Origin of the sequence: Neoroseomonas oryzicola, assembly GCF_012163135.1 — a bacterium.
GTDB classification, from domain to species: Bacteria; Pseudomonadota; Alphaproteobacteria; order Acetobacterales; family Acetobacteraceae; genus Neoroseomonas; species Neoroseomonas oryzicola.
Genome location: NZ_JAAVUP010000007.1, coordinates 48,293 through 74,171 on the forward strand (window position 1 = coordinate 48,293; position 25,879 = coordinate 74,171).

The window sequence follows — 25,879 nt, forward strand, 5'->3', positions numbered from 1 at the left end:
TCGATCGCGACAGGCTCAGGTCAGCGCATGAGGGTCATCAAGCCACTGTCGGTCGGAATGCTGACGCGACCGTTCGAGCGTGCGCGCCGTTTCCACCTCGGCGCGGCGGTGCTGCTCTATGTGCCGCTGGGCGAGGTGCCGGCGCTGTTCTCCGAAGCCGCCATGTGGACGATGCTCTCCGAGGAACTGCCGCCCGAGCAGGCGCTCGACGGATCCATGCCGAAGGGCGCGGCGGAGTTCCTGGTAACCGGGCGCGCCTTCGCACCCGGCGGCGCTGCAGCACCCGCGGTTCGCGTCGGCGCCGCCTTCGCCGGCCGCGCCAAGACCCTGATCGCGGTGGGGGACCGGCATCTCGAAGGCGACCGCGCGACGCAACCCGTCCCGTTCACCGAGATGCCGCTCGATTGGTCCCGCGCCTATGGCGGGCCGAAATTCGCCGAGAACCCGCTGGGACGCGGCATGGAGGAGATGCCCCTGCCGGGCATCGGCTACCGCATCGCGCTGCCCAACATCCAGGATCCCACCGTGCCGCCGGAACGGCGGCATCTGCGCCCGGCGGGGTTCGGGCCGATCGACCAGACCTGGCCCCAGCGCGCACGCCATGCCGGCACCTATGACGACGCCTGGCTGCAGAACGATTTCCCCGGCCTGCCGAAGGACCTGGACTGGCGCTTCTTCAACCTCGCGCCGGAGGACCAGCGCTTCCCCCGTGCTTTCGACGGCATCGAGGAATACGCGTTCGAGAACCTGCATCCCGCCATGCCGCAGCTGCGCGGGCGCCTTCCCGGCGTGGCGCCGAGGCTCTTCATCGCGCGTCGCGGCAACGAGGACACGCTCGAGGAGGTCGCGCTCGGCCTCACCACCGTCTGGTTCTTCCCGCATCGCGAACGGGCGGTGCTGATTCACCACGGCTCCGTGGACATCGCCGAGGAGGACGGGCGCGACGTGGCGCGCCTCGTGCTCGGCGCGGACTTCCGCGGTGCAATGCGGCCGGCCGAGCATTTCCGCTCGGTCATGATGGCGCGGCTTGATCCGGAGAACGGCGCGCTGCTTGCCCTGCGCGACAGCGACCTCATCCCGGCCGAGCTCATGATGGCCGACCCGATGACCGCCCCGCCGCCGGGTGATGCGGGCGAGGGCGACATCCTCGGCCAGCGCTTCCGCGAACGTACCGCACGGGAGATCGAGGGCGCCCGCGCCTATGTCGCGAGCTTCGGTCTCGATCCCGACGAGCACGCGCCGACGCTGCCGCCGCCGGAGGAACCGCCGCCCGATCTCGAGACGCTGCCGACGCGCCTTGAACGCATCTCCCGCGAGGCGGATGAGATGCAGCGCCAGCAGGAAGCGGAGCACGCCGTGCGACGCGCCTCGCTCGACAAGGAACTCGAGGCGTCGGGCGTCATGACGCCCGCGGAGCTCGAAGCCGAGGTCAACACGCCGGCGGCCGGTCCCCCACGCATCACCGCAGCCGGTTCCCGTGCGGACCTGATGCAGATCGCGCTCAACGCCCGTGCTGCCGGCGGCGATCCGAGCGAGATCAACGACATCCTTAATGACCCGGAAATGAACCTCCTCTGGGAGCGCTCGGAGACACAGGCGCGCGAAGCCTACCGGCTCGGCGCGCATCACCAGAATCCGGCGCCGGCGCTCGATGCGGCTGCCAATGCGCGCATCCACGCCGAACTCGCCGCCGGCCGCGCGAAGCCGCGCGCCGATCTCTGCGGCGCCGACCTGCGGGGTCTCGACCTTTCGGGTTACGACCTGACGGAAGCCTGGCTGGATGGGGCCGATCTGCGCGGTGCGAGCCTCGCCGGCGCCAGGCTGGCCGGCGCGGTGTTGGCCCACGGAAATTTCGATGGCTGCAACCTGGCCGGCGCCGACCTCGCCGCGGCGAACCTTGGCCGGGCGAAGCTGGCAGGTGCCATGCTCGAACGGGCGAACCTCGCCGAGGCGGTGCTGACCTCCGCCTCGCTCGAGAATGCCGTCTTGCGCGGTGCCGTGCTCGATGGCGCCGACCTGACCGATGCGAAGCTCGCCGGGGCCGATCTGCGGGGCGCGCGGGCGAAGGGCCTGACGCTGACGAAGGTTGCGCTGCCGGGTCTCATGGCGGCGGGCGCGGTGTTCGATGGCGCTGTCTTCATCGATTGCGACCTGTCGGGGGCGGATCTGACCGGCGGCTCGTTGATCGAGGCGCACTTCATCCGCACCGTGGCGCCGGGGCTCCTGGCCGTGGGCGCGAACCTGAACAAGGCGGCGTTCGCCGAGAACTGCAGCCTCGACGATGCGCGCTTCGTCGGCGCGAGACTTGGCGAGGCAAACCTGCGGGCCACGCGGCTGATGCGCGCGGACTTCTCCGAGGCGATCCTGGACGGCGCGGACCTGTCCGATGCCGTCGCCGCCGGTGCGAGGCTGTTTCACGTCAGCGCCCGCGGCGCGCGGTTCATCGCGACCGATTTCCGCGACGCGGTTCTCGCGCGCGGCGACTTCGCCGGCGCACTGCTCTCACGGGCCGACCTGCGCGGCGCGGACCTCACGGAAGCGAGCTTCTACGAGGCCGACCTTGCGCGTGTGCACACCGACCGTTCGACACGCTACCAGGGCATGTTCCAGACGCGCATGCGACTGCGCCCGCGCAGGCAGGCCGGCCCATGACCCGCGACGAACTCGAGGACCTGATCCGCAAGGCGGAAGTGATCCGTGGGGTCTCGCTCGCGGGCGCCGACCTTCGCGGGGCGAAGCTGTCGGGCGGCATCTTCGAGGATGTCGACTTTGTGCGCGCCAACCTCGCGGGCGCGGATTTCCGGCAGTCGATCCTGACGGGCTGCCGGTTGAACGGCACGCGCATCGCCGGGGCCGACTTCTCGAAGACCGTCGTCGCCAGCACCTCCTTCGAACGCGCCGGCGGCGCCCGGGCGCGTTTCCGCGAGGCGCAGGTCGCTGGCTGCGACTTCTCCAACGCCACGATCCCTGAGGCCGACTTCACCACCGGATCCTTTGCGCGCTGCGATTTCGAGGGCGCGCACTTGGCCGGGGCGCAGCTCGAACTGGCATCGGTGGTCGACTGCAGGACGCTCGGCCTCGTTCTCTCCGGCGCGCGGCTCGAAGGGACGATCTTCATCGGGGCGGACCTGACGCGATCGCCAATCGACGGCGCCCGCTTCCGGCGCACCAGCCTCATCAAGGCGAGGCTGGCCGGCTGCGACCTCCGCGGCATTGCCCTGCCGACCTGCCAGCTGCTGGAAGCCGACCTCACGGGCAGCGACCTGTCACAGGCGGACCTCAGCCAGTGCGGTCTATCCGGTGCGATCCTGGAGGCCGCGCGGCTGGACGGCGCGCGGTTGTCCCAGGCCGTGCTCGCCAAGGCCCGACTCGCCGGGGCAAGCCTCAAGGGAGCTGATCTCAGCCAGGCGACGATGATCGAAGCTGATGTGACCGGCGCCGACCTCACCGGGGCGCGGCTCTACCAGACGATCGCGACGCAGCTGAAGGCGGCCGGCGCACGCTTCGGCAATGCGGACTTCACCTACGCCGATTTCAGCCATGCCGACCTCGAACGCGCGGATCTTGGCGGTGTGCGCTTCTTCAGGACGAACCTGCACGAGATCCGCGATGCGGGCGCCAACATTCCCAGCCGCCGCGGCGTCCTGCCGCCGGATTCCGACCGCACGACGGCAGACCGGTGGCATGCGCGCTGGCAGGCGCCCAGGCAGTGAACCGATGGACGGAGGAGGCCTTTCAATGACGGCAATCCCGAACCTGCACCTTTCCGATGCGTCCGCCGGCTCGGTGGGCGAGGTCGTCATGCGCGCCCATGGCGGCTTCCTTGTCGACTGCGGCGCGGCGCGCATGCCGGCATCGGTCGCGGTGAGCTGCCTGGTCGTGCCCGAACCCGGCGACCTCGTGATGATCGGCCGTACGCCCGACAGGCTCTTCATCCTTTCGGTGCTGGAGCGCCGGAGTGGGCAGCCGGTGCGGCTTCTCGCCCAGGGCGACGTCGAGATCGGTGCAGTTGACGGCCGGCTTTCCCTGCTGGGCGCCAAGGGGGTCGAGATCACGACGCCGGGCACGCTTGGCATGACGGCCGGCGAGGTATCGGTCCAGGGCCGGCGCGGACGCGTAACGCTGCAGGAACTGGCGTGGGTCGGGCGGAGCCTCGCCGCGCATGTCGGCCGGGTCCGCGTGGTAGGCGAGGCGATCGAGACTCTGGTCGACCGTGTGCTCTCGCGCGCCAAGCGCAGCTACCGCTTCGTCGAGGAAGGAGAGCACCTGCGGGCCGGCGAGATCGATCACCGCGCCAGCGGCAATCTGCATCTCCGCGGTCAGAATGCGATCGTCAACGCCGAGACCATCGTCAAGGTCGACGGCGGGCAGATCCACCTCGGCTGAGGAGCGGCGTCATGTTCGCGAATACGCAGATGATGGGCATGGACATGGGGTTCCCCGATGTCTGCCTGACGCCCGCGGTGCCTGCACCGATACCAATCCCCTATCCGAACATGGCGATGGGCCCGACGGCCTCGCCTAGCCAGACCAAGGTGCTGGTGATGGGGATGCCCATGCACAACATGGGAACGACGACGCCGCTGACGAACGGCGACAATGCCGGCGTCGCGACCGGCGTCGCCTCGGGCACAGTGATGGGACCGTCGCGGCACGTGATCGGATCGTTCACCACACTGGTCGTCGGGATGCCCGCGACCCGGCTGACCTCCATGACGATCCAGAACAACACCAACGTCCCGGGCTGCCGGATCGTGCCGAGCCAGCCGAAAGTGATCATCCTGCGGCCCTGAGCCGCGAGGGCGTCGGCGCGGCTGCGCCGCGGAGACCGACGGGCACGCCGGCGCCGGCCTACCGTTCCCAGACGATGCCCGACCGCACGACCTTCGCGGGCACGCCCAGCGCCAGGGAGTGCGGCGCGATCTCGCCGGTCACGAGCGAGCGCGCCCCGATGACGGACCCCTCGCCGATCGCGGCACCTTTCAGCAGCTGGACGCCCCGCCCGATCCACACGTGATCCCCGATGACGATGTCACTGGGCAGGTTGATCTGTTCCCCGGTCGCGGCGTCGCGGATGACATGGTGATCGGTCGTCGTCGCGCGGATCTCGCTGCTGAACATGCAGTCGCGCCCGATGCGGATCGACGGTCCGTCGAAGGCGACGAGTTCCGCACCGTTGAAGGTGCAGTCGGGCGCGATGTGAATGGCGCCCTTCGCATTCACCCGGATGGTGAGGCCGTTGAAGAAGCAGCGCGCGGCCATGTCGACCGTCGAATCCGCCGCGGCCGAGACAACGAGGCGGCCCCGCTGACTGAAGTTCCGCGGTCGCCCGAGAATGACATGCGCGCCGGGGCCGGCCTCGACCAGGCCTTCCGTCCGCTCGATCAGTCCGGGGTCGATTTCGGCCCGGGCGGTGGGATGGATCCTGAGCGCAAGCGGCATCGGTTCCCTCGCTTCGTGCCTGACGCGGCGCCGCGCCGGGTCAGTTGGCCTGCTCGGCGATGCGCCGGAGTTCGCGGAGCATGCGGCGCGCCCGGTCCGTGTAGGTGTGGAAGCGCCGGGTGTACATGTGACGCCGGATCATGGCGCTGCGCCCGCCCGTCTCGAAGGCCTCCAGCGCCTGCGCATAGGCTGCCCTGAGGGATTCGATGTCGAAGTCGGAATACCGGATGACCGGGAGCGCGCGTTGCGCGTCGGGCGGGATGACGGCCTCGAACTGCGACAGGCCGTGCGGGACGAGCGGAATCTGCCCGGCCGCGAGCGCATCGAAGATGCGGTTCGGCACGCAGAAATCCGTGTTGACGACGGCGGAGACCTTGTAGGAGAGCCAGTCACGGAAGCGATCCTCCTGCGACAGGGACAGGTAGTTGCCCTCCATGGCAGGTCGCCACTGCACGACCTTGCTGCCCGGGATTTCCGCGCCGATCCGGTCGATGAAGGCGGTCCGCGCCCGATAGCGAGGATAGAAGCCGTAGCCGCCGTAGAGAGCGTCCGAGCGCGGCTTCTCCATCGCCTCGTCGAACAATTGCGCCAGCATGCGGTCCGGCCACTGCCCGCAGCACATCGGGATGACGGACAGTACGTTCATGTTCGTCGCCCGAAGATACTCGTGCTTGTACTGGTGGCCCGGAAAGACGAAGTCCACCTGCCCCGCGAGTTCGAGGTTCCGGCGATAGATGTGGTGATGGTCGCGGAACCAAACTGCCGAGATAAAATCCGGATCATCGGCGGCGCGTTCCAGTGCCTTCTGGGCGTCGGCATGCTGGAAGAACGGATGGTGGTTGACGATCAGCAGGTTGCAGGTCGCGGTGCCGGCGACGAAATTGTCGAAGGTGATGAGGTTGACCTTGTCGACGCCGAGCGCCTGGGCGAGATCGCCCGGCGCAAGCGCCCCGCCGCAGACCGTGACCTCGCCGCGCGCGAATATCCGCGAGAGCCTGGCGCGCGAATCCCGTGCTCGGGCAAAGACGCGCCCCATATGCGCGTCCGCGGTGACCCCCTGAAGGATGTCGGCCAGGCGGAGTTGCGTGCCTTCGACTTCGGAGAGGACCTCCGCTTCGGTGTCGAGCTGTGGCGGCTGCTTCATGCTGGCCTATTGGATCGAGAGCGACCGAAGCACAACCCGGGCCGGGCAAGGCATCGTCGGTCTCATTCCTTGACGGTCGCCATGGTGACGTCGAAGGCTTCGCCAAGGTCCCGCGCCTGGGGCATCGCGAGGCCAAGCAGTGCATCGGCATTCTTCGCCGGCACGGCGACGACATTGGCCATGATCGGCCGTCCGCCGCCCACCGGCCGGCCCAGCAGGTCCCGGATCTCGTATCCGATCCCGGCCAGGAACTCCCTGATCGCCGGGTTCAGCCCCTCGAATATGACGACCGGGCCATCCTTCTGCAGCAGCGCCTGCATGCCCCGAAGGACCCGAAGTTCACTGCGCTCGACATCGATCTTCACGAAGCGGATCGTCTCGCCCTGGAGCTCGACGAGGTCGTCGATCCGGACCTGGGCCGTCGTCACCAGCCTGAAGGTCCTGTCCGGCAGCAGCGTACGAATGTCCTCGAGCGACGCCCAGCCGATCAGCCCTTCCGGGATATGGAGGCGACATATCTGCAACTCGTCGCCGGCAGCGAAGGGCCACAGCCGGATATTCGCGCCGAGCGCCAAGAGTCCCTTGAACAACGTCGGGTTCGGCTCGAAGGCGTGAACGCGCCCGCCCGGGCCGACGACCTTGGAGAGCAGACGCGTGTGGTGACCAATATTGGCGCCGCAATCGATCGCGGAATCGCCCTCGCGCAAGTATCGCGAGTAGCTGATCTCCGTCAGCTTCTCGCACAGAAAATGCCGCTGCCTGTGCGACAGCGCGCCGATCCTCTCCTCGGCTTCCGCGACGTTCATGGCCTGCATCCTTCGCACCGAGCCCGGCTGTTCCGATGGAGGGCAGCGTTCTCCTGCGAACGGCGTCCGCCCGCGGCACCCGACAGCATCTCACGCCTCCGGCGCGGTGACAGCCGGATCGCGTCCGGCTCGCCTCAGGAAGGAGGCGAGGCGCACCCCCGGTCCGGGTCGATCGGGCGCCAGTTCGACGGCGCGGCGCGCGAGTGCAAGCGCCTCCTCGACGCGGCCGGCGCGGAAGGCCACCTCGGCCTGCAGGTCCGTGGCGAGAAAGGACCCCGGTGAACAGGCGTCGAGCGCGGCGGCGCAGTCTGCTGCCTCGCTCAGCAATCCGCGTCGCAGCAGGGCCTGGCCTGCGATGTGGTAGATGTGCTCGAGCTCCTCCGCGCCGGACGCGCTCAACTGCCGACGCGCGATGCGAAGCGCAGCCGATGGGCGCAGCCCTGCGGCCTGGCGTGCTAGAACCGATGCCCTGCGATCCCAACCGCGCCGCTGACGGGCCACGGCGGCCTGGAGCCTGCCATGCTCTCCGGCGAGAGCCGCGCGGAAGATTTCGCCAGCGGCTTCGGAGCTTGCCAGCGCCGAGGCGACGTAATGACCGGTCGCGTAAGCCTTCACGGTCTCTGCGTCGCGCACCGCGGCGCCAATGCGCTCGGCATGCCAGTGATCGAAGCGCTCGCGCGGATCATGGACCAGGTACACCCGGCCGACGACGTCATCGGACGTGATGGCCATGCCCTCGTTCAGGGCGCGGTCGAAGTGTCGTCCGAAGCGCCAGTCGACGCCCTTGGTATCCGCGGGATCGATCGACCATTGGGGTGCCAGGGCCACGACAGCCTCGGTACCGAGGGCACGGGCATACTTGATCGCCGCATAGGCGCCCATGGAGAAGCCATAGGAAACGCGGCGCGGTATCGCAGCGATTGCGTCGCGCACCGCCGGCGCTGCGAGCGCATCCCTCATGGCCGAGGCGGGAAACCAGTTCGGCGCCTTCGCGACGAAGCCGAGAGCCGAAAGCCCGAGGGTCCGCGCGACCGCAGCACCCCACCAATGCTGGCCGTTGGCCCTCACCCCCATTTCGCTGAATGTCACGAGACGGAATGACGGATCGCCCCGGCGCAGGAATACCTCGAGATACTCGGATCGAAAGATGAGTTCTTCGAGCGGGTTCATAAGGTATTGAGCGGTTCTGGCACGCTTCGACTTGCCGGATCGATGATGACGAACCTAGCAGTGCGCCAGTGCCGCGGGAAGGATGCATTGCGGCTGCCGCCGCGCTGTGGTTCGGTCGGGCGTCGTCGACGCCCGCCGCCAAGGCCCGCTCCGGAATCGTCGGGCGCTCCGTGTTACGTGACGTGCATCCGTTCGTGCGAAGAGGATTCGGTTCACCTTGGTGCAGCCCATCGTGCTTGGTTTTCGTCCCGACGGCCTCGGCGCACGCGTCGTCAATATTGCCACCGGCCTCTATCTCGCCCGGCGGCTCGGTCGACAGTTCCGGTATTGGTGGATCCACAACGGGGACGTCGCGAACGCCACGACATGGCGCTACGTCTTCGACGACGCCAAGGATCCGCGACTGGCCATGTCCGAATACATCTGGGACTTCTTCACCGGGCGTCCGCCGATGAATTCGTTCATCATCTCGCAGGGCATGACGCTCAACGAGGACTCCTTCACGCCCGAAAGCAACATCGTCTTCACCTGGCACTACTGGCTGCGCTTCGGGTCCGACACCTATGCCGAGATGCGCGCCGGGCTCCGGCAAGCGGCCGCGCTGATGCCGCCGTCCCGGAACGTCCAGGCAGCCATCGATGCGGCCCCCGTCGAGACCGACCTTTCGCGCGCCATCGGCGTCCATGTCCGGCGCGGTGACCTGATCGGCGGTGGCCCGGCGAACGAGACGCGAATCATTGCGACTGAGGACTATTTTCGGTTCCTCGACGCCTATTTCCCGGATGAGGACATCTTCCTGTGCACCGAGGATGTCGCGATCATCGAGGAGTTCCGCCAGCGCTACGGCCGGCGTGTCCATGCCGGCGTCAGCAAGGGGTTCAACCGCGGCAGCGTGGCCGACCTCCAGCAGGCCTATGCCGACATGGTCCTGATGTCGCGCTGCCGCGCCATCCTCGGCGGGCTCAGTGCCTTCAATCGCGCCGCCGCTGCGCTCGGGGGCCAGCCGCTCTTCAACATCGTCCGCTCGGCACACCCGTCCCAGACGCCCGCGGCCCGCGCCGTCGCCGAACTCGAAGCGCTGGGCGACAGCGACCTTCTGGGCCGATTCGCGTCGGACCACATCTGATCCGGCTGCGAAAAAAGGATAGCGAATGTCTGCATGCTCTCGTCATTCTTCCAACTAGGGTTAACGGCCCGGCGCACTGACTGACGATCAGCGCGTCGTCGCGGGCGGATTACGAGGGGGAAGACGGATGACGATGCGACGCCTGCCGGCCATGCTGGCTGTCCCCCTCCTTGCCGCAGGCGTTTGCATCGGCGCTTCCGCCCAGGCCCAGCAGATCCGCGGCACACCCGGTGCCCCGAGCGCGGTGATGACGCCGGATGGCACTCACCTGCCCGCGCCCACGCCGCCCTTCACCGGCAGCATCATGCCGAATTCCGTGGACAGCACGGCCGCCTGGCCGCCGCAGGTCATGCCGCCCGAGGGCGCGCCCAACGTCCTGCTGATCCTCACCGACGACGTCGGCTTCGGCGCGCCGGGCACCTTCGGCGGCGTGATCCCGACCCCCACGCTCGACCGCGTGGCCGCCGCCGGCTTGCGCTACACGCAGTTCCACACCACGGCGCTGTGCTCGCCCACCCGGGCTGCGCTGCTGACCGGGCGCAACCACCACAATGTCGGCTTCGGCAACATCTCGGAGCTCTCGGCTGGCTACCCAGGCTACAACTCGATCATCCCGCCCGAGGCGCAGACGGTCGCCGCGACGCTGCAGCGCAACGGCTACGCCACCGCCTGGTTCGGCAAGAACCACAACGTGCCGCCGTGGGAAGCGTCCGCCGCCGGGCCCTTCACCAACTGGCCCATCGGCATGGGCTTCGACTATTTCTACGGCTTCGTCGGCGGCGACACCTCCCAGTGGCAGCCGGGCAACCTGTTCCGCAACACCACGCCGATCCACCCCTATCTCGGCCAGCAGGGCTTCAACCTGATCACCGCGATGGCCGACGACGCCATCACCCACATCAGGACGCAGACCGAGATCGCGCCCAACCGCCCCTGGTTCGTCCACTACGCGCCGGGCGGAACCCATGCGCCGCACCACCCGACGCCCGAATGGATCGCCCGGATCGAGGCGATGAACCTGTTCAACGACGGCTGGGAACGGTTGCGCGAGCGCATCTTCGAGAACCAGAAGCGCCTCGGCGTGATTCCGGCCAATGCGGTGCTGCCCCCCTGGCCGGACTTCCTGCCGCGCTGGGACAGCCTGAGCGACGCCGAGAAGCGGCTCTTCATCCGCCAGGTCACGGTCTATGCCGCCTACCTGGCCTATGCCGACGCCGAGATCGGGCGCGTCATCGCCGAGGTCGAGCGGCTCGGCCAGCGCGACAACACGCTGATCATCTACATCAGCGGCGACAACGGCAGCAGCGCCGAGGGCTCGCTGAACGGCACGCCGAACGAGGTGATGTACTTCAATGGCGTCGCACTCACCGCCGAACAGCAGATGCCCTTCATCCCGGCCTGGGGCAGCGACCGCACCTACAACCACATGGCGGTGCCGTGGACCTGGGCCTTTGGCACGCCCTATCGTTGGACGAAGCAGGTCGCCTCCCATTTCGGCGGCACGCGCAACGGCATGGCGATGTCCTGGCCGCGCCGCATCACGGACCGCGGCGGCATCCGCCAGCAGTTCCACCACGTGATCGACATCGTGCCGACCATCCTCGAGGCCGCGGGCATCGAGCAGCCTCAGGCGATCAACGGCATCGCGCAGCGCCCGCTGGATGGCGTGAGCATGCTCTATACCGTCCCGCGCGAGGCAGCCGCCGTCGCGTCCCGCCGCACGACCCAGTACTTCGAGATCCTGGGCAACCGCGCGATCTACCATGACGGCTGGATCGCCAGCACGACGCCGCCCGCGCCGCCCTGGGAAGGCACCGCGCCCCGCCCGGCGGATGCGATGAACGGCTTCCGCTGGGAACTGTACAACCTGGCCGACGACCCGACGCAGGTCCGCGACCTCGCCGCCGACCAGCCGCAGCGCCTGCGGGCGATGCAGGACCTCTTCACCATGGAGGCGACGCGCAACCAGGTCTTCCCGCTGAACGCCAACGGGCTGTCGGGCATGCTGGTCTCGCGCCCCGGCCCGGCGGCCGGCCGGCGCCAGTTCGTCTACACCGGCCCGTCCTGCTGCACGCAGGGCAATGCGGCGCCGAACATCCTCAACCGGTCCTACCGGATCACCGCCGAGATCGAGGTGCCCGCGGGCGGCGCGAACGGCGTGCTGGTCACGCAGGGCGGCCGCTTCGCCGGCTGGGGCCTGTACCTGCGCGAGGGGCGCCCGGTCTTCACCATGAACCTGCTCGACATCCAGCGGGTGAAGTGGGAGGCGCCGCAGGCCCTGCCGCCCGGCCGCCACACCGTCGTGTTCGACTTCGCGCTGAACATGCAGGGACCGATCCCCTTCGGCCACGGCGGGACCGGGACGCTCTCGGTGAACGGACAGCAGGTGGCGCAGCAATCTATCCCGCGCAGCACGCCCTTCACCTTCGCTTGGGACGAGACTTTCGACGTCGGGCAGGACACCGGCACGCCGGTCGATGACCGCGACTACCAGGTGCCCTTCGCCTTCACCGGGCGGATCGGGCGCATCACCATCGACCTGGGCGACGGGTCGGTGACGCCCGAGGCCATCCGCGACTTCGGCGAGATGATGGCCCGGCGTGCGCGCGACGCGGAACGGCCCGCACCGGGCACGGCGCCGACGGCGGCACCGGCTGCGCCCTCGCCCGCGCCGCAACGCCGAAACTGAGGCAGGCCTCCCCGGGCGCCTGTCGCCCGGGGATCCGCACGTGACTGATACGAACCGCTCGCCCAGGCCATAGGGCCCGGCAGCAGCGTCAGAAGGACGAGCACCATGCCAACACGGCGCAATCTCGCGGTGACTGCAGCCGCGACGGCGGCCCTTGCTGCCGCCGCCGCGCCCGCGCGGGCGCAGACGGCGCCGGCGGGCGAAGCATCCGGCAACGCCGACTTCCTGTTCGTGCAGACCGCCCGGCGCATGACCTTCGACCGTGCGGCCAGCCGGCTGACTCTTCACGATGTCAGCCCGGTCACCCTGTTCTTCGCCGACCGCCCGGACCGCATCGCCGGTAACATGCGCACCGCGGCCTTCGTGCCGTTCTGGAGCCAGGGGCGCGATAGCTTCCTGTCCGATCCGCCGAACGCGGATCTGTCGATCGTTGAGGGCGGCGAACTTCGTCAGGTTGTCGTCGTGTTGCGCGATCCGGTGTTGGACGGCGGCAACCTCGCCTACACGGTCCAGGTCCTGGCTGGCACGATGCCCAGCGCCGGCGAGGAGGTTTCCGTCTTCATCGATATCATCGGCATGCCACGCACGCCGGTATCCTTCGCCGGCGCCGCACGCCGCGGTTATCGCCGCGCGTGGATGCGTTAGGATTGCGAACCGACCAGGCAGAAGACAGACCGAACATGACACATCACTTCGTGCGCAACGTTGCCGCAGCAGCTGCGCTCATCGCCATCGGCGCCTCCACCGACGCCGCGGCACAGGATACAGGTCTCCGGCCGGGGTGGAGCTTCGAGATCGCACCCTATATCTGGCTGCCATCGGTCAGCGCGAACCTGCGCTACAACGTGCCGTCCAATTTCGGCGGGACGGCGGACGTCAAGGCCAATGCCGACGACTACTTCGCGAACCTGAACGCGGCCTTCGCGCTCGCGGGGACGGTCCGCTATGACCGGTTCTCGCTGCTGACCGACATCATGTACGTGAGCGCCAGCGCCGGATCGAGCCGCGTTCAATCCGTGAATCTCCTCGATGTCGGGCGTGACCCGATCTCCAGCACGGTGGACGCGGCTGGCAACTCGACCCTCAAGACAACACTCTGGACGCTCGCTGGCGGCTATACCGTCGCGTCCGGCACGTGGGGCAATGTCGATGTGCTTGCGGGGTTCCGCTACCTCGGCATCGATTCGACCACCGATTACAGCGCGGCGGTTACGCTGGTCGGCCCCCGCGGCAATGCCGGCCCGACCTTCGGCGGCGCCGGGCGCCTGTCCGGCAGCGACAACATCTGGAATGGCATCGTGGGGGTGCGCGGGCGCATCAACATCGCGGAGTCCGGATTCTTCGTCCCGTATTATCTCGACATCGGCGCGGGCGACTCGAACTTCACCTGGCAGACCTTCGCGGGCATCGGCTACCAGACCGGCTGGGCCGGCGTTCAGGCTGGTTGGCGCTACATGTCCTACGACCAAGGCGGCAATCGGCTGGTGCAGGACATGACCATGAGTGGCGCGTATCTGGCGGTGAATTTCAGCTTCTAGGCGGGCACCTTGGGGTCATCAGTCGCGCTGACGGCGGCACGCTGGGCGCGCGCCAAGCCGTCTTGGTTTGATGCGAGGATGACAGAAGCAGGGACGGCACTGCGTGGCGCGCGACCTTAGCGGGGCCACGTCGGCGCGGCGGCATAGCGGGCTGCAGGGCCTGTGCCTCGCCGCCGCCATCGCCCTACCGTTCCTGCTGGCATCGCTGCTGACAGGCGGCGCGCGCCTGGTCGCGACCGAAGGTGCCCGCACCGGCTTCGCCGGATCCGCCACCTGCGCCTCCTGCCACGCCCCGCAGGCCGAAGCTTGGCGCGCCAGCGACCATGCCCGCGCCATGGCCGCCGCCGCGCCGCGCAACGTGCTCGGCGACTTCTCCGGCCAGACGGTCACCGATGGCCGCCACACCGCGACCTTCCTGCGCGACGGCGACCGCGTCCTGATCCGCACCGATGGCCCCGGCGGCATCGTCGCGGACTTCCCGGTCAGCGAGACCTTCGGCGTCGACCCGCTGCAGCAATACCTGGTGCTGTTCCCCGATGGCCGGCGGCAGCCGCTGCCCTGGGCCTGGGACAGCCGCCCGCGCGAGGAGGGCGGCCAGCGCTGGTTCCACCTGATGCCGCAGGAGGCGCTGCGCGCCGGTGACCCGCTGCACTGGACCGGCCGCGACCAGACCTGGAACTTCATGTGCGCGTCCTGCCACACCACGGGGCTCGAGCGCGGCTACGACGTGGCGCGCGACGCCTATGCCACGCGCTGGACGGAACACGGCGTCGGCTGCGAATCCTGCCACGGGCCAGGTGCGGCGCATGTCGCCTGGGCGCGTGGCGGCGCGGGCACGGACGTCTCGGGCCGCGGCCTCGCGGTCGCGCTGCGCGATGCCTCGGGCGGCGCCTGGCGCTTCCATGCCGACGACCCGCGCGGCATCGCGCATTGGGACGGGCCGCCCCGCCAGACCGCAGCGATGCAGGTCGAGACCTGTGCGCCCTGCCACGCCCGCGCCCGGCCGATCGTGGCCGATCCGCTGCCGGGGGCGCGCTTCCTCGACACCCATGCGCCGATGCTGCTGCAGCGGGGCGAATACCAGGCCAATGGCCGCATCCAGGGCGAGGTCTTCGAATGGGGATCCTTCGCGCAGAGCCGGATGCAACGTGCCGGCGTGGTCTGCGCCGACTGCCACGACCCGCATAGCGGGCGCCTGCGCGCCGAAGGCAATGCCGTCTGCGCGCAATGCCACCTGCCGACGCGCTTCGATACGGCCGCCCACCATCATCACCCGGAGGGCAGCCCCGGCGCGCAATGCGCGTCGTGCCACATGCCGGCCTCGACCTACATGGGCGTGGACCGGCGGCGCGACCACGCCTTCTCGCTGCCGCGGCCCGACGTCGCGGCGGCAGTCGGCGCACCCGATGTCTGCACCTCCTGCCACCAGGGCCGCAGCGCGGGATGGGCGGCGGAACGGATCGTCGAATGGTTCGGCCCGCGCCGGCGCGACGACCCGCATTGGGCGCTTGCCATCCAGGCCGGACGGGACGGGCGGCCCGGCGCCGATGCCGCGCTCGCCGCCATCGCCACCGACCGGGCGCATCCGGCGATCCTGCGTGCCACCGCCGTGTCGCTGCTGCCCATGCCGCCCTCCCAGGCGAGCGCCGGCGCGATCGGCGCCACCCTGCTCGACCCCGAGCCGCTGGTGCGCGCCACCGCGTTGCGCGCCCTCGAAGGCCTCGATCCGCGCAACCGGCTGCACGCGGTGCGCTTCCTCTCCGACGAGTTCCGCCTGGTGCGCATCGAGGCCGCCCGCGCGCTGGCACCGGTGCCGCTCGAAGCGATGCCCGCCGCCGCGCGCCCGGCCTTCCAGCGCGCCTGGGAGGAACTCCTTGCGAGCGAACGCGTCGCCGCCGAACGGCCCGAGGCACAGGTGAACCTCGCCGCCCTTCTCGCTGCGCGCGGCGACGTCACGGGGGCGGAAGCGGCCTATCGCGCCGCCCTGGCGCGCGATCCGGACAACCTCGCCGCCCTGGTGAACCTCGCCGATTTCGAAGCGCGCCGCGGCCGGCCCGAGGCCGCCGAGGAGGCGTTACGCCGCGCCGTCGCCGCGCATCCTCGCGAGGCCGAGCCCCATTTCGCGCTGGCGCTCGCTCTCGCGCGGCGCGGCCGCACCACCGAAGCCCTGGCGCCGCTCGCCGCCGCTGCCGCGCTGCGCCCGGACGAACCCCGCTACGACTACGTCCGCGCCATCGCGCTGAACGACCTCGGCCGGCGGGAGGAGGCGGTGGGCGTTTTGCGCGGCAACCTCGCCCGCAACCCGCGCCATCGCGAGAGCCTGATCGCGCTGGCGACGATCGAGCGCGACCGCGCCAACTTCGCCGAGGCCGAGCGCCAGGCGCAGGCGGCGCTCGCCCTCAATCCCAACGACCGGGAGGCGGCGGCGCTGCTGCAGCAGTTGCGCGGCCTGCGCCAGCGCACTGGGCCTCTGCCGCGCTGACCTGCGGAATCGGGACATCGATTTGGTCTCGCATCGTGCTGCCGCCGCGCTAGGCTCTCGGCAATTCCCTGTCACAGGACATGTCCATGCGCATCCTCGGACCGGCCCTTCTCGGCCTCGCCCTCGCCACCGCCGCCCAGGCGCAGACCCCGCAGGGGCCGATCACGGCCGAAGGCCTGGACCGCGGGCTGTCGAACCTCGGCCTGATGGCAGGCCACGCGGTGCAGTGCCTGGCGGAGGCCGAGCAGCCCCGCGCCCAGCGTGCCGTGCTGCTGTTCAACAGCATGCTGGTCGCCGAGCTCGGCTCGAACGCCGCCTTCCGTTTCGCCTCGGCCTTCGGGGCCGGGTCGTCGCACGCGGTGGACCGGTCCTTCTGCGAACGCAGCCTCGCGGACTGGCGCAAGCTGGTCCAGGATCACGCCCTCGATCGCTGAGACGGAGGACCGGATCATGCGGAAGCTTCTCATCCTCGCCGCCACGGCGGGCATCGTCGCGCTGCCGGCTGCCGCGGCGCCGCCGGAAACAAGCCAGGCGCTGCGGCTGGCGCTGCGGGCCAATGCGCCGGGTGCGCAACTCGTCTGGTGGCATGCCGGCGGCACCACCGCCTGGGGCAACCACTGGCACGCGGGCGGCACCGGCTACGGCGCCTATCACGGGGCCTATGCCTATCACGGCTATGGCGGCGCCTATCACTATGGCGGCATGTACCGTCCGCCGGTGCCCGTCGCGACGCCCTGGTACCATCCGGGCGGCGCCTTCGCGGCCGGGGCGGTGATGGGCGGCGTCGCAGGTGCCGCGGCAGCCAGCGCGGCGCGGCCCGCGACGACCACCGTCTACAACTACGGCCAGCCGCCGACGGTGGTGAACAACTACTACGGCAACTGAAACGGCCGCGCGGCCGGGGCGGTCACTTGTCGCGCCCCGGCCACGCCCGCTGGATCATTCCGTAGAGAAAGGCCGTCGTCAGGCCGAACAGGATCAGCCCGGTCAGCGATTCGAGCGCGCCGAGCATCTGCCAGTGGTCCTCGAGGTAGACCTGCGCGTGGCCATAGGCCGTCATGGCGCTGATCGAATAGAGCATCGCGGCATGCGGATTGGGCATGGCGCCGATCAGCAGGAAGGCCGCGGCCCAGATCGTCGCCTCGACCACGTGCAGCCCGGTCACGAGCGTTACCGTGAGCCACATCACCATTGCGAAGTGATAGAGCGGGAATCGATGGTAGCGCTCGCGGTCCTTGAAGGCGCGGGCGAAGGCGGCACGGATAAGGCCGAGGCCGAGGACGTGCACCACCACCGTCAGCGCGATCAGCGGCACGCCGACCAGCCAGGACTGGCCCCAGAACCCCACATCCTGGATCTGCGAGGACACCTGGGCCAGCCCGTCCTCAGCGCCTCGGCCGCGCGCCGGGGCCGGCCACGACCGGCTGGCCCGGCGGGTTCAGCCCGGCGGCCGCCGCCACGGCGCGAATCGCCGGATGGTCGCGGACCAACTGCTCGCCATACTGGACCAGCGCATCGACATCCGCGTCGGGAATGGTCAGGCCCGTGGGGATGCTCTCGAGCCGCTGCCGCCAGGTCGGGTCGTCGATGCCGCCGAGCGAGACATGGACCACCTGGCCCTGGACGTCGTCGCAGGGGCGGCCGTTGACGGTGCGGCCGGCCTCGCAGCGGATGCGGCGGAACTGCTGCACCAGGTTCGCCACCATGTCGGTCGTCACGGCCAGCGTCTCGAAATTGTAGGAATCGATCTGCGTGCCGCTGACGGCCGAGAAGATCTGCCCGATCCCGCTGACCACGCGCTGGCGGCCGAGGCTGCGGTCCGGCGCCGCCTCCCCGTCCACGCTCAGCACCAGGATGCGCCGGGTGCGCATGGCGGCAGCGCGGTAGAAGGCGTCCTCCGGCGTCAGCGAGATGAAGACGTTGAGCAGGCCGCGCAGCGCCAGGTTGTCGGCGATGCCGCCATCCATCAGGTGGACGTAGCGCGTCACCGCGGGGTTCTCGTAGACGTTCACCAGGCGCGCGAGTTCGGCGCGGCGGGCCGTGGAGCTCGCCGGCTCGGCCGCGGAGGCCGGCGGCGCGCCAGGCGGGCGCTGGCCGCGGCATTGGGCTGCGTGGCTCTCGAGGGTGATCGGGCTGAACAGGATCGGGAAGCCGTTGCTCGCCGCCACCGCGCGCGCGATCGGGAAGCTGTTCAGGTCCGAGCACAGCGCGCCGAAGGTTCCGCCGAGGAAGGGGAAGGAGACCTCGTTGGTGATGTCCGTCGCGTTCACCGACACCACCGGCGGGCCGCGCCGCCGTAGGTCGGCGAAGGTGGCGCCACGGAACATCAGCCGGTCGTAGACCTGCGCCATGTAGTCGTTGGTGCCGACGGTCGGGTTCGCCAGCCAGTCCCAGTTCCAGGGCAGCAGGTAGATGCCGAAGATGTAGGCGTTGATGTCGCGCTTGAGGAATTCCTCGGCGAAGGTCTCGAAGTGGCGTTCCCTGTAGAGGCCGTAATGCGCCGCGGGGAAGCTGCCGCCGGAGACGCCGGCCATGTAGTCGACGTCCTGCAGCAAGGTCCATCCGGCGCTGCCCGGCGGCTGCACCTGGATCGCGCGCAGCCCGCGCAGCGCGCCATGGCCGAAGGAGGAGGACCGCTTCCCGCCGCCGGAGAAGGCCACGAAGACGAGCAGGTCGCTCTGCGCCGCCGCCCACTCCGGCGCACCGGCGATGGCCTGTGCTTCGAAGTTGCCGACGCCGTAGTTGGACGCGAAGTCGGGCGTGCCCTCCGGCGTCATCGGCAGCGGACGGTTCATCTGCACCTGCAGGCTGGTGCATCCGGAGAGGAATATCAGGCCTACGAGAAAGGCGGCGAGGCGTCGCGTCATCGTCGTCCGGGGGCGGTGGGTTGCGCGGTCGTGATCCATCCTGGCCGGGCGATGCGCCGCAATCGGCGCCGCGCCGCGGCAGGGCGGCGTGTTCAGGGCTGGAGGGTGACGGTCGCGCCGCCGGTCGGCACGGTGAGTTCGGCCGCGGCGGGCGAGGGACGCAGCACCATCAACACCAGGTTGTCGTTGCCGATCCTGAACCTGCCGCCGAGGTCCGTCGCCGCGGCCCCGACATCGCGGTAGGTGCCGGCGAAGTCGCGGCTGCGCTGCAGCCCGTAGACATTGCCGGTGACCGTGATGCGCGCCGGCGCGGGCCCCTGCGCGCCGAGCCCGGTGATGGTGAATCGGAAGCGCTGGCCGTTGGTGTCGAGGTTGCCACGCGCGGTGCCGCCGTTGCGCGGGATCGTCACACGCACCGTCCCGTCCGGAGGCGTGCCGGGGGACAGGACAAAGAGGCTCGGGTCGGGGCCAGTGCCAGCGCCGGAACCGGCGCCGAGGCCCGGCCCGGGCAAGGCGTCGGCGGGCGGCGGCGTCTCCGGCAGGTCGGCGGCGCAACCCGCGAGCATCAGCAAGCCGAGCGTGCTCCCGGCCAAGGCGCGACGGGCGAGGTTGGTCATGCGAGGTCCCTGGAAACTGAGGCCAATGGCCCTGCGGGCCGGATTCTGCGGCAGGTTAGCGTCTGCGCGGGCCGGCCGCGAGACGACCCGCCGGCCCGTGAAGATGCATCGATGACGGCGCCATCCACCGCAGCGATGCCCGATACTGGCCGGACAGGCACCATAAAATCATCCGCGCGACGCTGCCGGCAGCGCAATAATCCTTGTCCGTTTTTGGCAGGTTGGCCAATAGGAGGCGACCGGGACCGTGCTCACCTCTGCCCCGGGGTTTCCCCGTCGCGGGGCCACCCCCGACGGCGCTGCTTCGCTCTGGACGACGCCACGATGGATCAGTTCGCGGCGCTGCCGCTCGTGATGCAGTTCGACGATCCTGCCGAGGTCGCGGCCGCGCTGCGCGATGCGTCGGTCGAATACCTGTCGCAGGCGCCAGGCCGCTTCAGCGCGACGCTCACTGCGGCCTCCTTCGCCGGGGTCCAATTGCAGATCATGTCGGACGGCCCGCATCTGAGCCGAGGCACCATAGCGCCCGGCAGTTCGGCGTTGCTCTTCATGCTCGGCGGGGCGCCGGGGCGACCGGTCGTGAACAGCCATGCGATGTCCCCGGCGGAACTCATGCTGCTCGGCCCCGATGGCGCCGTCGAAAGCCAGGTCGCGACGCCGATCGAATGGGCGGCGGTGTCCTTCGATGCCGATGCCTTCGCCCGCCTGGTCGGCGACGACGACGCGCCGGGCAGGGGGGACTTCGCCCCGCGGCACTTCGCCGCGACCGCGCGGGCCGGCATCGAGGCCCGCGTGCGCGAGATCGGGGCGATCGCGGCGGCCGACCCGCACCGGCTGCTCGTCGATACCGTGCAACAATCGATCTCGGACGAGTTCCATCATTTTGCCCGCCACGTGGTGCAGTGGAAGGATGTCGACAGCGCCAGCCTTCGGGCCCTGCGCCGGCGCGTGCAACTGGTCCGCCTGGCCGACGAGTACATGGCGGGGCGGATCGACCAGCCTCTCTATTCCGAGGAGGTGCGCGCGGCGCTCGGCGTGCCGATGCGGACCCTTCACGATGCCTTCGTCGCGGTGCATGGCATGTCGATGCATCGCTACCTGCGGATCCGCCGGCTCAACCTTGCGCGGCAGGCGCTGCGCGCCAATCCCGGCGGCGGCCAGACGCAGGTGAAGGCGGCCGCGCTGCGCTTCGGCTTCTGGCATTTCGGACGTTTCGCGCAGGCCTACCGCGCGCTGTTCGGGGAATTGCCGTCGGAGACGGCCCGGCCGGCCTAGAGCCGCTTCCGTTGGCCTGCGCTCACGGCAACGTCGCCGGTCAATTCTTCGCGCGGGCATATTCACCGGATGTGGTCGTTCCACCTGATCGGGATCGGCTCTTGCGGAATTCCCGATGCGCGGCAGTGCGGGCGGGCGCCGTCGGGTCGGCGGCTGCTCTACGCCGGCGCCCGCGCGTCCGCCGCCGTCACCCGTCGCTCGGCGACGGTGCTGCGGCCGATGACGAAATCGATGATCCGGTCCTCGAGCAGCGGCCCGCGCAGCGCCTCGGCCGCCGAGGGCGTGCGGCGGTAGAAGTCGATGACCTGTTCCTCCTGCCCTGGGTAGCGGTTCGCCTCGCGCCGGATCGCGCGCGCCATGTCCTCGAGCGGCACCTGCACGTCGTGCGCGCGGCCGATCTCGGCGAGCAGCAGGCGCAGGCGCACGCGGCGTTCGGCCAGCGCGCGGTATCGCGCCCGCAGCGTCTCCTCGGGCGTCGTGGCCTCCGCAACGCTGACGCGCCCGCCATGGCGTTCGGCCTGGAAGCGTTGCCACACCTCGGCGAACTCCAGCTCGACCAGCCCTTGCGGCACGTCGAAGTTCGCCTGCACGGCCAGCGCGTCGAGCACGGCGCGCTTGAGCACCTGCCGCGACCGCAGGTCGTAGTCGCGCTGCAGCGCCTGGCGCACCTGGTCGCGCAAGGCGCCGAGGTCCCCGGCCCCGACCGCGCCCGCGAGGTCGTCATCCACCGCGCGCCGCTGCCGAACGCGCAGCGCCCGCGCGGCGACGTGGAAGCGCGCGCGCCGGCCGGCGAATTCGGCCGCGGCATGGTCGGACGGGTAGACGATGTCGATCTCGCGCGTCTCGCCGGGCGCCATGCCCTCCAGCAGCGCCGAGAGGCCTGGCGCCGGACCCGCGCCGCCGATCTCGATCGCGACGTCGCGCAGCGTCCCGCCGTCGAAGGGCGGCACCTCGGGTTCCGTCGCGCCAACAAACAGCCGCGCCGGGCCGATGCGCAGCACGAGGTTCACCGCGCCCTCGTTCGGCAGCGAGATCTCGAGCAGCGGCCGCACCAAGGTCAGCGCGCGGTCGTCGGTCAGGGCGATGGTCGCGCGCATCTCGCCCGGCCCCGGTTCGACCGGCACGCGGGAGGCCTTCAGGATCGCGTTGGCCGCACGCTCGTTGAAGCCCAGGCGCACCGTCGCGCCATCGGGCAGCGCGCCGGCGACGATCTCCGCCTGCAGGCACAGCGTCAGCACCTGGCCTGGCGTCGCGGGCACGCCGGCCGCTGCACCGGGGAAGACGCGGATGAAGCCGCCGCGGCGCGCGGTGCCGCGCACCATCATGTCGAAGAAGGGCAGCGTCCCGTTCGTCCCGGCGATGACGACCGCGCGTTCGAGCCCCGGCGAGACGTCGAGCCCCCATTTCGACGGCGCCACCCCTGGCTGCCCAGCCAGTGCCCCGAGCGCGGGCCCGTTCTGCAGCAGGTCCGCCGGCAGGTGGCCGGTCACGTCGCAGACCAGCACCTCGCCACGCGCGGCGGGCCGCGCCTCGACCTCCACGAAATGCCCGTGCCGTTCCGCGACCTCGAGCAGGGCGCGCTCCACCGCCTCCGGCGTCGGCTCCACGACCAGCCGCTCGAGCCTGATCGCGCCGAAATCCGGCAGCCGCACCTCGGGCAGCACCTCGAGCTCCATGCGGAAGGCAAGCTCGCCATCCTCGGCGAAGCGATGGATCTCGATGCGCGGATCCTGGGCGGGCCGCAGGCCGTGATCGGCAACGACGCGGGCGGAGGCCGCCTTGACCTGTGCCTCGATCACCTCGGCCAGCACGGCCGCACCGTAGCGGTCCTTCACGGCGGCGACGGGCACGCGCCCGGGCCGGAAGCCGGGCATGGAGACGGTGCGCGCGATCTCGGCCAGGCGCGCGTCGCGCCGGCCGGTGATCTCCTCGGCGGGAATGATAACGTCGTAGCCGCGCCGCAGCCCGTCCCGCTCGGTTTCGGTGACTTCCATCGCCGCGCCCCGGTCCCGCGCCGCGTCCTTCACGCGGTCAGGCGACCTGCTGCGGCTGGCCCGCGGGTTCCTTCGCGTAGCGGAAATGGTCCATCGCCCCGGCGCATCGGCGTTCGATGTAGGCGATGGCCTCCGGCGTCAGGGAGTCGCGGAAGCCGCCGGGATGGACGCGGCGGATGTGCTTGGACGGGTCTTCCTTCTCGGGGAAGACGTCCTCCTTCGCGACGATCGCGGCGATGCGGTCCTCGGGCAGGTCGAGCTGCAGCTGGGCCGCGATGTCCTTCGCCCAGTCGAGCTTGCTGTAGATGACGTCCTCGTAGCGGTAGATCTTCCACTCGCCCGAGGCCTTGCCGCGCGTGACGTTCGCGTAGGCGTTGAAGTTCGCGAAGACGCCGTCGACGCCGCCCTGCAGCACGTAGTCCGATGGGCCCTTGGTCGCGGCCTCGTTGCGCATGCCCATCAGCGTCTCGCGCACCGGGCCGTCGGCAGGGACCGAATGGCTCTTGGCCATCGAATGGTAGAAGGAGATCGCGATATCGCGCGGGTCGCGCACAAGCATCAGCTTGCGCGAGGCGCGGAAGCGCCGCAGCAGCATCATCTGCCACAGCCCGCGGAAGCCCGAATAGACGAAGCCGGGCCGCCCGCAGAAATCGAGCAGCAGGTGGTCGCAATGGCCGAAGTTCAGGCCCTGGCGGAACAGCTGCCCCTCGACGTCGAGGTAGGATTGGCCTGCCGCCGCGCACAGCCCCTTCACGATGTTGTCGAACAGCACCGAGCCGCTCTTGTGGAGCGCGACGCAGTAGAAGGTCTCCGCCCGGGTCGGCGGTTCGAAGACGATCTCGTAGGGTCGCCCCGCGAAGGTCGTCAGCTGCAGGCGTTCGGTCATTCGGTACCAACCCCGTCCGTGCTGGCGTCGCCCCCACGCCGCGCATGATCAAGTCAAGCAACTCGTCTATGGGCGGCCCCCGGCCTTGTCAACCAAAAGGCCAGGAATCCCGCCGGAAACCAAGGATCTGCGCGGGCTTCAGCGCGGCCCCGCGGCGTCCGGCCAGAACCGCGCGCCGGCGCGCGCAAGGCCCCCGCCGACGCCGATCGCCGTGCCGTCGGCGCGCCAGCAGGCGGCCCCTTCCATCACCCCGTCGCCATGGAAGGCGATGGCGCACATCCCGCCGCCGACATGCGGCATGCGCTGCAACTGATGCCCGCGGGCGGCGAGGTCGGCGCGCACCGCCTCGGGCACCGCCGGCTCGATCTCGACGGCCTCGCCCTGGGTCCACAGGCGCGGCGCTTCCACCGCCTCCTGCAGGGTCATGCCGTGATCCACCAGGTTGAGCATCCCCTGCATCACCGAACCGAAGATGCGCAGCCCGCCCGGCATGCCGAGCGCATAGGCCGGCTTGCCCCCGCGCAGCACGATCATCGGCGCCATGGAGGTCGTCACCCGCTTGCCCGGCACGATGGACAGCGCATTGCCCGGCCGCGGGTCGAAGGTGGCCAGGTAGTTGTTCGGGATCATCCCCGTCCCGTGCACGAGGAATCGCGCGCCGAAGGTCGAGTTGATCGTCTGGGTGAAACAGCAGATCCGCCCGTCGCCATCCGCCACGGTCAGATGCGTCGTGTTCGGGCTTTCGGGCGCGACACCCGGCCCCCAGGCCTGGGCCCGCGCCATGTCGATCAGCGCACGGCGCTCATCGGCATAAGCGCGCGAGGTGAGGCGCTCGACCGGCACCTTCACGAAGGCGGGGTCGCCCGAAGCCGCGGCGCGATCCGCGAAGGCAATCTTCAGGCATTCCGCCAGCAGGTGCAGCGTGTCCGCGCTGCCGAAGCCGAGCGCCCTCAGGTCGTAGCCCGACAGGATGTTCAGCATCTGCAGCACATGCACGCCCGAGGAGGCGGGCGGCGGGGGCAGCACCACCTCGACATCGCGATAGGCGCCGCGCAGCGGCTGCCGTTCGACGGTGCGATAGGCGCGGATGTCGGCGGCGGTGACGATGCCGCCCGCCCGCGCGATGCCGTCCCCGATCGCATCGCCCAGCGCGCCGTCGAGCGCGGCCACACCCTCCTTCGCGATGGTCTTCAGCGTCTCGGCATAGTCCGACTGCACGATGCGGTGGCCGGCCTTCAGCTTCTCCCCGCCCGGCACATACAGCGCCGCGATGGCCGGGTCCTTCAGCAGGTCCGGCGCCGCTTCCCCCGCGCATTCCGCGAGGTAGGGCGTCGCGCGGTAGCCGCGTTCGGCGTGGCGGATCGCGGGCGCCATGACGTCGGCGAGCGGGAAGGACCCGAAGCGCTCCAGCATCTCGCACCAGGCCTTGAGGTTGCCCGGCACCGCGACCGACAGCCCGCCCACCGCGTTGGTGCGCCCCACGGATTCGAGGTTGCGCGGATTGTCCGGCTGCGCGGGGGTGAACATGTCCGGCCGCGCGGCGGCCGCGCAGCAGGCCATGCCGTCGATGACCGTGTGCGTCCCGTCCGGCAGGCGCAGATGCGCCGTGCCGCCGCCGAGCAGCCCGACCATCATCGGCTCGACCACCGTGAGCGCGAAGAGCGAGGCGATCGCCGCATCCACGGCATTGCCGCCGGCGGCCAGCATCTCCGCACCCGCGGCCGAGGCCAGAGGATGGTTCGTCACCACCATGCCCTTGGTGCCGGTGGCGGGGCGCTTCTCGCAGGTGAAGCGCGTGCCGGCGCGCGCGGTCCAGTCGCTGGTCATGTTCGGGCGTTTCCTC

The 25,879-nt window shown here is 70.2% G+C and carries 22 protein-coding genes; 12 read left to right on the forward strand and 10 right to left on the reverse strand.

What is annotated here, in order from left to right; all coding sequences use genetic code 11:
* The first annotated feature begins 57 nt into the window (after positions 1–57).
* The 4 genes from GWK15_RS18980 to GWK15_RS18995 are packed head-to-tail and all read left to right on the forward strand — an operon-like array spanning position 58 to position 4,793.
* On the forward strand, positions 58–2,652 hold the full coding sequence (locus GWK15_RS18980; protein WP_168042954.1) for a DUF2169 family type VI secretion system accessory protein: 2,595 nt from the start codon (positions 58–60) through the stop codon (positions 2,650–2,652).
* On the forward strand, positions 2,649–3,713 hold the full coding sequence (locus GWK15_RS18985) for a pentapeptide repeat-containing protein (protein WP_168042955.1): 1,065 nt from the start codon (positions 2,649–2,651) through the stop codon (positions 3,711–3,713). The genes GWK15_RS18980 and GWK15_RS18985 overlap by 4 nt, the downstream gene beginning before the upstream one ends.
* 25 nt (positions 3,714–3,738) lie before the next feature.
* Positions 3,739–4,386 carry a DUF3540 domain-containing protein gene (locus GWK15_RS18990; protein ID WP_168042956.1) on the forward strand — a complete coding sequence of 216 codons (648 nt, stop codon included), beginning with the start codon at positions 3,739–3,741 and terminating at the stop codon, positions 4,384–4,386.
* An 11-nt stretch (positions 4,387–4,397) separates the two neighbouring features.
* Positions 4,398–4,793, forward strand: a complete 396-nt coding sequence (locus GWK15_RS18995; protein WP_168042957.1) for a DUF4150 domain-containing protein — start codon at positions 4,398–4,400, stop codon at positions 4,791–4,793.
* Positions 4,794–4,851: 58 nt separating this feature from the next.
* On the opposite strand, the gene GWK15_RS26060 is transcribed toward GWK15_RS18995, so the two are convergent.
* The 4 genes from GWK15_RS26060 to GWK15_RS19015 all read right to left on the reverse strand — a co-directional run bounded on the left by GWK15_RS26060 (position 4,852) and on the right by GWK15_RS19015 (position 8,562).
* Positions 4,852–5,442, reverse strand: coding sequence for an acyltransferase (locus tag GWK15_RS26060; protein ID WP_168042958.1), 591 nt, complete (start codon positions 5,440–5,442; stop codon positions 4,852–4,854).
* Between the two features lie 40 nt (positions 5,443–5,482).
* On the reverse strand, positions 5,483–6,586 hold the full coding sequence (locus tag GWK15_RS19005; RefSeq protein ID WP_168042959.1) for a CgeB family protein: 1,104 nt from the start codon (positions 6,584–6,586) through the stop codon (positions 5,483–5,485).
* A 62-nt stretch (positions 6,587–6,648) separates the two neighbouring features.
* Entirely contained in the window at positions 6,649–7,392 is a 744-nt protein-coding gene (locus tag GWK15_RS19010) for an FkbM family methyltransferase (protein WP_168042960.1), read from the reverse strand.
* 90 nt (positions 7,393–7,482) lie between these two features.
* A complete protein-coding gene (locus GWK15_RS19015; RefSeq protein WP_168042961.1) occupies positions 7,483–8,562 on the reverse strand; it encodes a tetratricopeptide repeat protein in 1,080 nt (359 codons plus the stop codon).
* A gap of 217 nt (positions 8,563–8,779) precedes the next feature.
* Between GWK15_RS19015 and GWK15_RS19020 the strand changes: the two genes are divergently transcribed.
* From GWK15_RS19020 to GWK15_RS19050, 7 genes are all read left to right on the forward strand, one after another.
* Positions 8,780–9,688, forward strand: a complete 909-nt coding sequence (locus GWK15_RS19020; protein ID WP_168042962.1) for an O-fucosyltransferase family protein — start codon at positions 8,780–8,782, stop codon at positions 9,686–9,688.
* Positions 9,689–9,815: 127 nt separating this feature from the next.
* Positions 9,816–12,377 (forward strand): arylsulfatase, encoded by a 2,562-nt coding sequence (locus GWK15_RS19025; protein WP_209442302.1) that lies wholly within the window; start codon positions 9,816–9,818, stop codon positions 12,375–12,377.
* 105 nt (positions 12,378–12,482) lie between these two features.
* Positions 12,483–13,022: a hypothetical protein gene (locus GWK15_RS19030; protein ID WP_168042963.1), complete on the forward strand. Its 540-nt coding sequence runs from the start codon at positions 12,483–12,485 to the stop codon at positions 13,020–13,022.
* 35 nt (positions 13,023–13,057) lie between these two features.
* Positions 13,058–13,915: a hypothetical protein gene (locus tag GWK15_RS19035; protein ID WP_168042964.1), complete on the forward strand. Its 858-nt coding sequence runs from the start codon at positions 13,058–13,060 to the stop codon at positions 13,913–13,915.
* 103 nt (positions 13,916–14,018) lie between these two features.
* A complete protein-coding gene (locus tag GWK15_RS19040) occupies positions 14,019–16,397 on the forward strand; it encodes a tetratricopeptide repeat protein (protein ID WP_168042965.1) in 2,379 nt (792 codons plus the stop codon).
* Positions 16,398–16,483: 86 nt separating this feature from the next.
* Positions 16,484–16,831 carry a hypothetical protein gene (locus GWK15_RS19045; protein WP_168042966.1) on the forward strand — a complete coding sequence of 116 codons (348 nt, stop codon included), beginning with the start codon at positions 16,484–16,486 and terminating at the stop codon, positions 16,829–16,831.
* Positions 16,832–16,847: 16 nt separating this feature from the next.
* The gene (locus GWK15_RS19050) at positions 16,848–17,282 is read left to right on the forward strand and encodes a hypothetical protein (RefSeq protein WP_168042967.1); all 435 of its coding nucleotides are present in this window, start codon (positions 16,848–16,850) and stop codon (positions 17,280–17,282) included.
* A 22-nt stretch (positions 17,283–17,304) separates the two neighbouring features.
* Here GWK15_RS19050 and GWK15_RS19055 read toward each other — a convergent pair whose 3' ends face one another.
* The 3 genes from GWK15_RS19055 to GWK15_RS19065 all read right to left on the reverse strand — a co-directional run bounded on the left by GWK15_RS19055 (position 17,305) and on the right by GWK15_RS19065 (position 19,881).
* Complete coding sequence (locus GWK15_RS19055; RefSeq protein WP_209442303.1) at positions 17,305–17,766, reverse strand: hypothetical protein; 462 nt, start codon at positions 17,764–17,766, stop codon at positions 17,305–17,307.
* Between the two features lie 16 nt (positions 17,767–17,782).
* A complete protein-coding gene (locus tag GWK15_RS19060; RefSeq protein ID WP_168042968.1) occupies positions 17,783–19,192 on the reverse strand; it encodes a patatin-like phospholipase family protein in 1,410 nt (469 codons plus the stop codon).
* Between the two features lie 164 nt (positions 19,193–19,356).
* Positions 19,357–19,881 (reverse strand): hypothetical protein, encoded by a 525-nt coding sequence (locus tag GWK15_RS19065; protein WP_168042969.1) that lies wholly within the window; start codon positions 19,879–19,881, stop codon positions 19,357–19,359.
* A 324-nt stretch (positions 19,882–20,205) separates the two neighbouring features.
* Between GWK15_RS19065 and GWK15_RS19070 the strand changes: the two genes are divergently transcribed.
* Positions 20,206–21,156, forward strand: a complete 951-nt coding sequence (locus GWK15_RS19070; protein ID WP_168042970.1) for an AraC family transcriptional regulator — start codon at positions 20,206–20,208, stop codon at positions 21,154–21,156.
* A 158-nt stretch (positions 21,157–21,314) separates the two neighbouring features.
* On the opposite strand, the gene GWK15_RS19075 is transcribed toward GWK15_RS19070, so the two are convergent.
* The 3 genes from GWK15_RS19075 to ggt form a co-directional block, all read right to left on the reverse strand.
* Positions 21,315–23,150, reverse strand: a complete 1,836-nt coding sequence (locus GWK15_RS19075; protein WP_168042971.1) for a trigger factor — start codon at positions 23,148–23,150, stop codon at positions 21,315–21,317.
* 37 nt (positions 23,151–23,187) lie between these two features.
* Positions 23,188–24,036 carry a sulfotransferase domain-containing protein gene (locus tag GWK15_RS19080; protein ID WP_168042972.1) on the reverse strand — a complete coding sequence of 283 codons (849 nt, stop codon included), beginning with the start codon at positions 24,034–24,036 and terminating at the stop codon, positions 23,188–23,190.
* Positions 24,037–24,174: 138 nt separating this feature from the next.
* Positions 24,175–25,863: a gamma-glutamyltransferase gene (gene ggt / locus GWK15_RS19085; protein ID WP_168042973.1), complete on the reverse strand. Its 1,689-nt coding sequence runs from the start codon at positions 25,861–25,863 to the stop codon at positions 24,175–24,177.
* Positions 25,864–25,879 lie beyond the last annotated feature (16 nt).

What these genes read in the sequence shown, in the direction of transcription:
- GWK15_RS19045 (WP_168042966.1), top strand. Translation starts at nt 16,484, where the DNA reads ATGCGCATCCTCGGACCGGCCCTTCTCGGCCTCGCCCTCGCCACCGCC.
- GWK15_RS19035 (WP_168042964.1), top strand. Translation starts at nt 13,058, where the DNA reads ATGACACATCACTTCGTGCGCAACGTTGCCGCAGCAGCTGCGCTCATC.
- GWK15_RS19050 (WP_168042967.1), top strand. Translation starts at nt 16,848, where the DNA reads ATGCGGAAGCTTCTCATCCTCGCCGCCACGGCGGGCATCGTCGCGCTG.
- GWK15_RS19010 (WP_168042960.1), bottom strand. Translation starts at nt 7,392, where the DNA reads ATGAACGTCGCGGAAGCCGAGGAGAGGATCGGCGCGCTGTCGCACAGG.
- GWK15_RS19080 (WP_168042972.1), bottom strand. Translation starts at nt 24,036, where the DNA reads ATGACCGAACGCCTGCAGCTGACGACCTTCGCGGGGCGACCCTACGAG.
- GWK15_RS19075 (WP_168042971.1), bottom strand. Translation starts at nt 23,150, where the DNA reads ATGGAAGTCACCGAAACCGAGCGGGACGGGCTGCGGCGCGGCTACGAC.
- GWK15_RS19060 (WP_168042968.1), bottom strand. Translation starts at nt 19,192, where the DNA reads ATGAACCGTCCGCTGCCGATGACGCCGGAGGGCACGCCCGACTTCGCG.
- ggt (WP_168042973.1), bottom strand. Translation starts at nt 25,863, where the DNA reads ATGACCAGCGACTGGACCGCGCGCGCCGGCACGCGCTTCACCTGCGAG.
- GWK15_RS19065 (WP_168042969.1), bottom strand. Translation starts at nt 19,881, where the DNA reads ATGACCAACCTCGCCCGTCGCGCCTTGGCCGGGAGCACGCTCGGCTTG.
- GWK15_RS18990 (WP_168042956.1), top strand. Translation starts at nt 3,739, where the DNA reads ATGACGGCAATCCCGAACCTGCACCTTTCCGATGCGTCCGCCGGCTCG.
- GWK15_RS18980 (WP_168042954.1), top strand. Translation starts at nt 58, where the DNA reads ATGCTGACGCGACCGTTCGAGCGTGCGCGCCGTTTCCACCTCGGCGCG.
- GWK15_RS19070 (WP_168042970.1), top strand. Translation starts at nt 20,206, where the DNA reads ATGGATCAGTTCGCGGCGCTGCCGCTCGTGATGCAGTTCGACGATCCT.
- GWK15_RS26060 (WP_168042958.1), bottom strand. Translation starts at nt 5,442, where the DNA reads ATGCCGCTTGCGCTCAGGATCCATCCCACCGCCCGGGCCGAAATCGAC.
- GWK15_RS18995 (WP_168042957.1), top strand. Translation starts at nt 4,398, where the DNA reads ATGTTCGCGAATACGCAGATGATGGGCATGGACATGGGGTTCCCCGAT.
- GWK15_RS19015 (WP_168042961.1), bottom strand. Translation starts at nt 8,562, where the DNA reads ATGAACCCGCTCGAAGAACTCATCTTTCGATCCGAGTATCTCGAGGTA.
- GWK15_RS19025 (WP_209442302.1), top strand. Translation starts at nt 9,816, where the DNA reads ATGACGATGCGACGCCTGCCGGCCATGCTGGCTGTCCCCCTCCTTGCC.
- GWK15_RS19005 (WP_168042959.1), bottom strand. Translation starts at nt 6,586, where the DNA reads ATGAAGCAGCCGCCACAGCTCGACACCGAAGCGGAGGTCCTCTCCGAA.
- GWK15_RS18985 (WP_168042955.1), top strand. Translation starts at nt 2,649, where the DNA reads ATGACCCGCGACGAACTCGAGGACCTGATCCGCAAGGCGGAAGTGATC.
- GWK15_RS19030 (WP_168042963.1), top strand. Translation starts at nt 12,483, where the DNA reads ATGCCAACACGGCGCAATCTCGCGGTGACTGCAGCCGCGACGGCGGCC.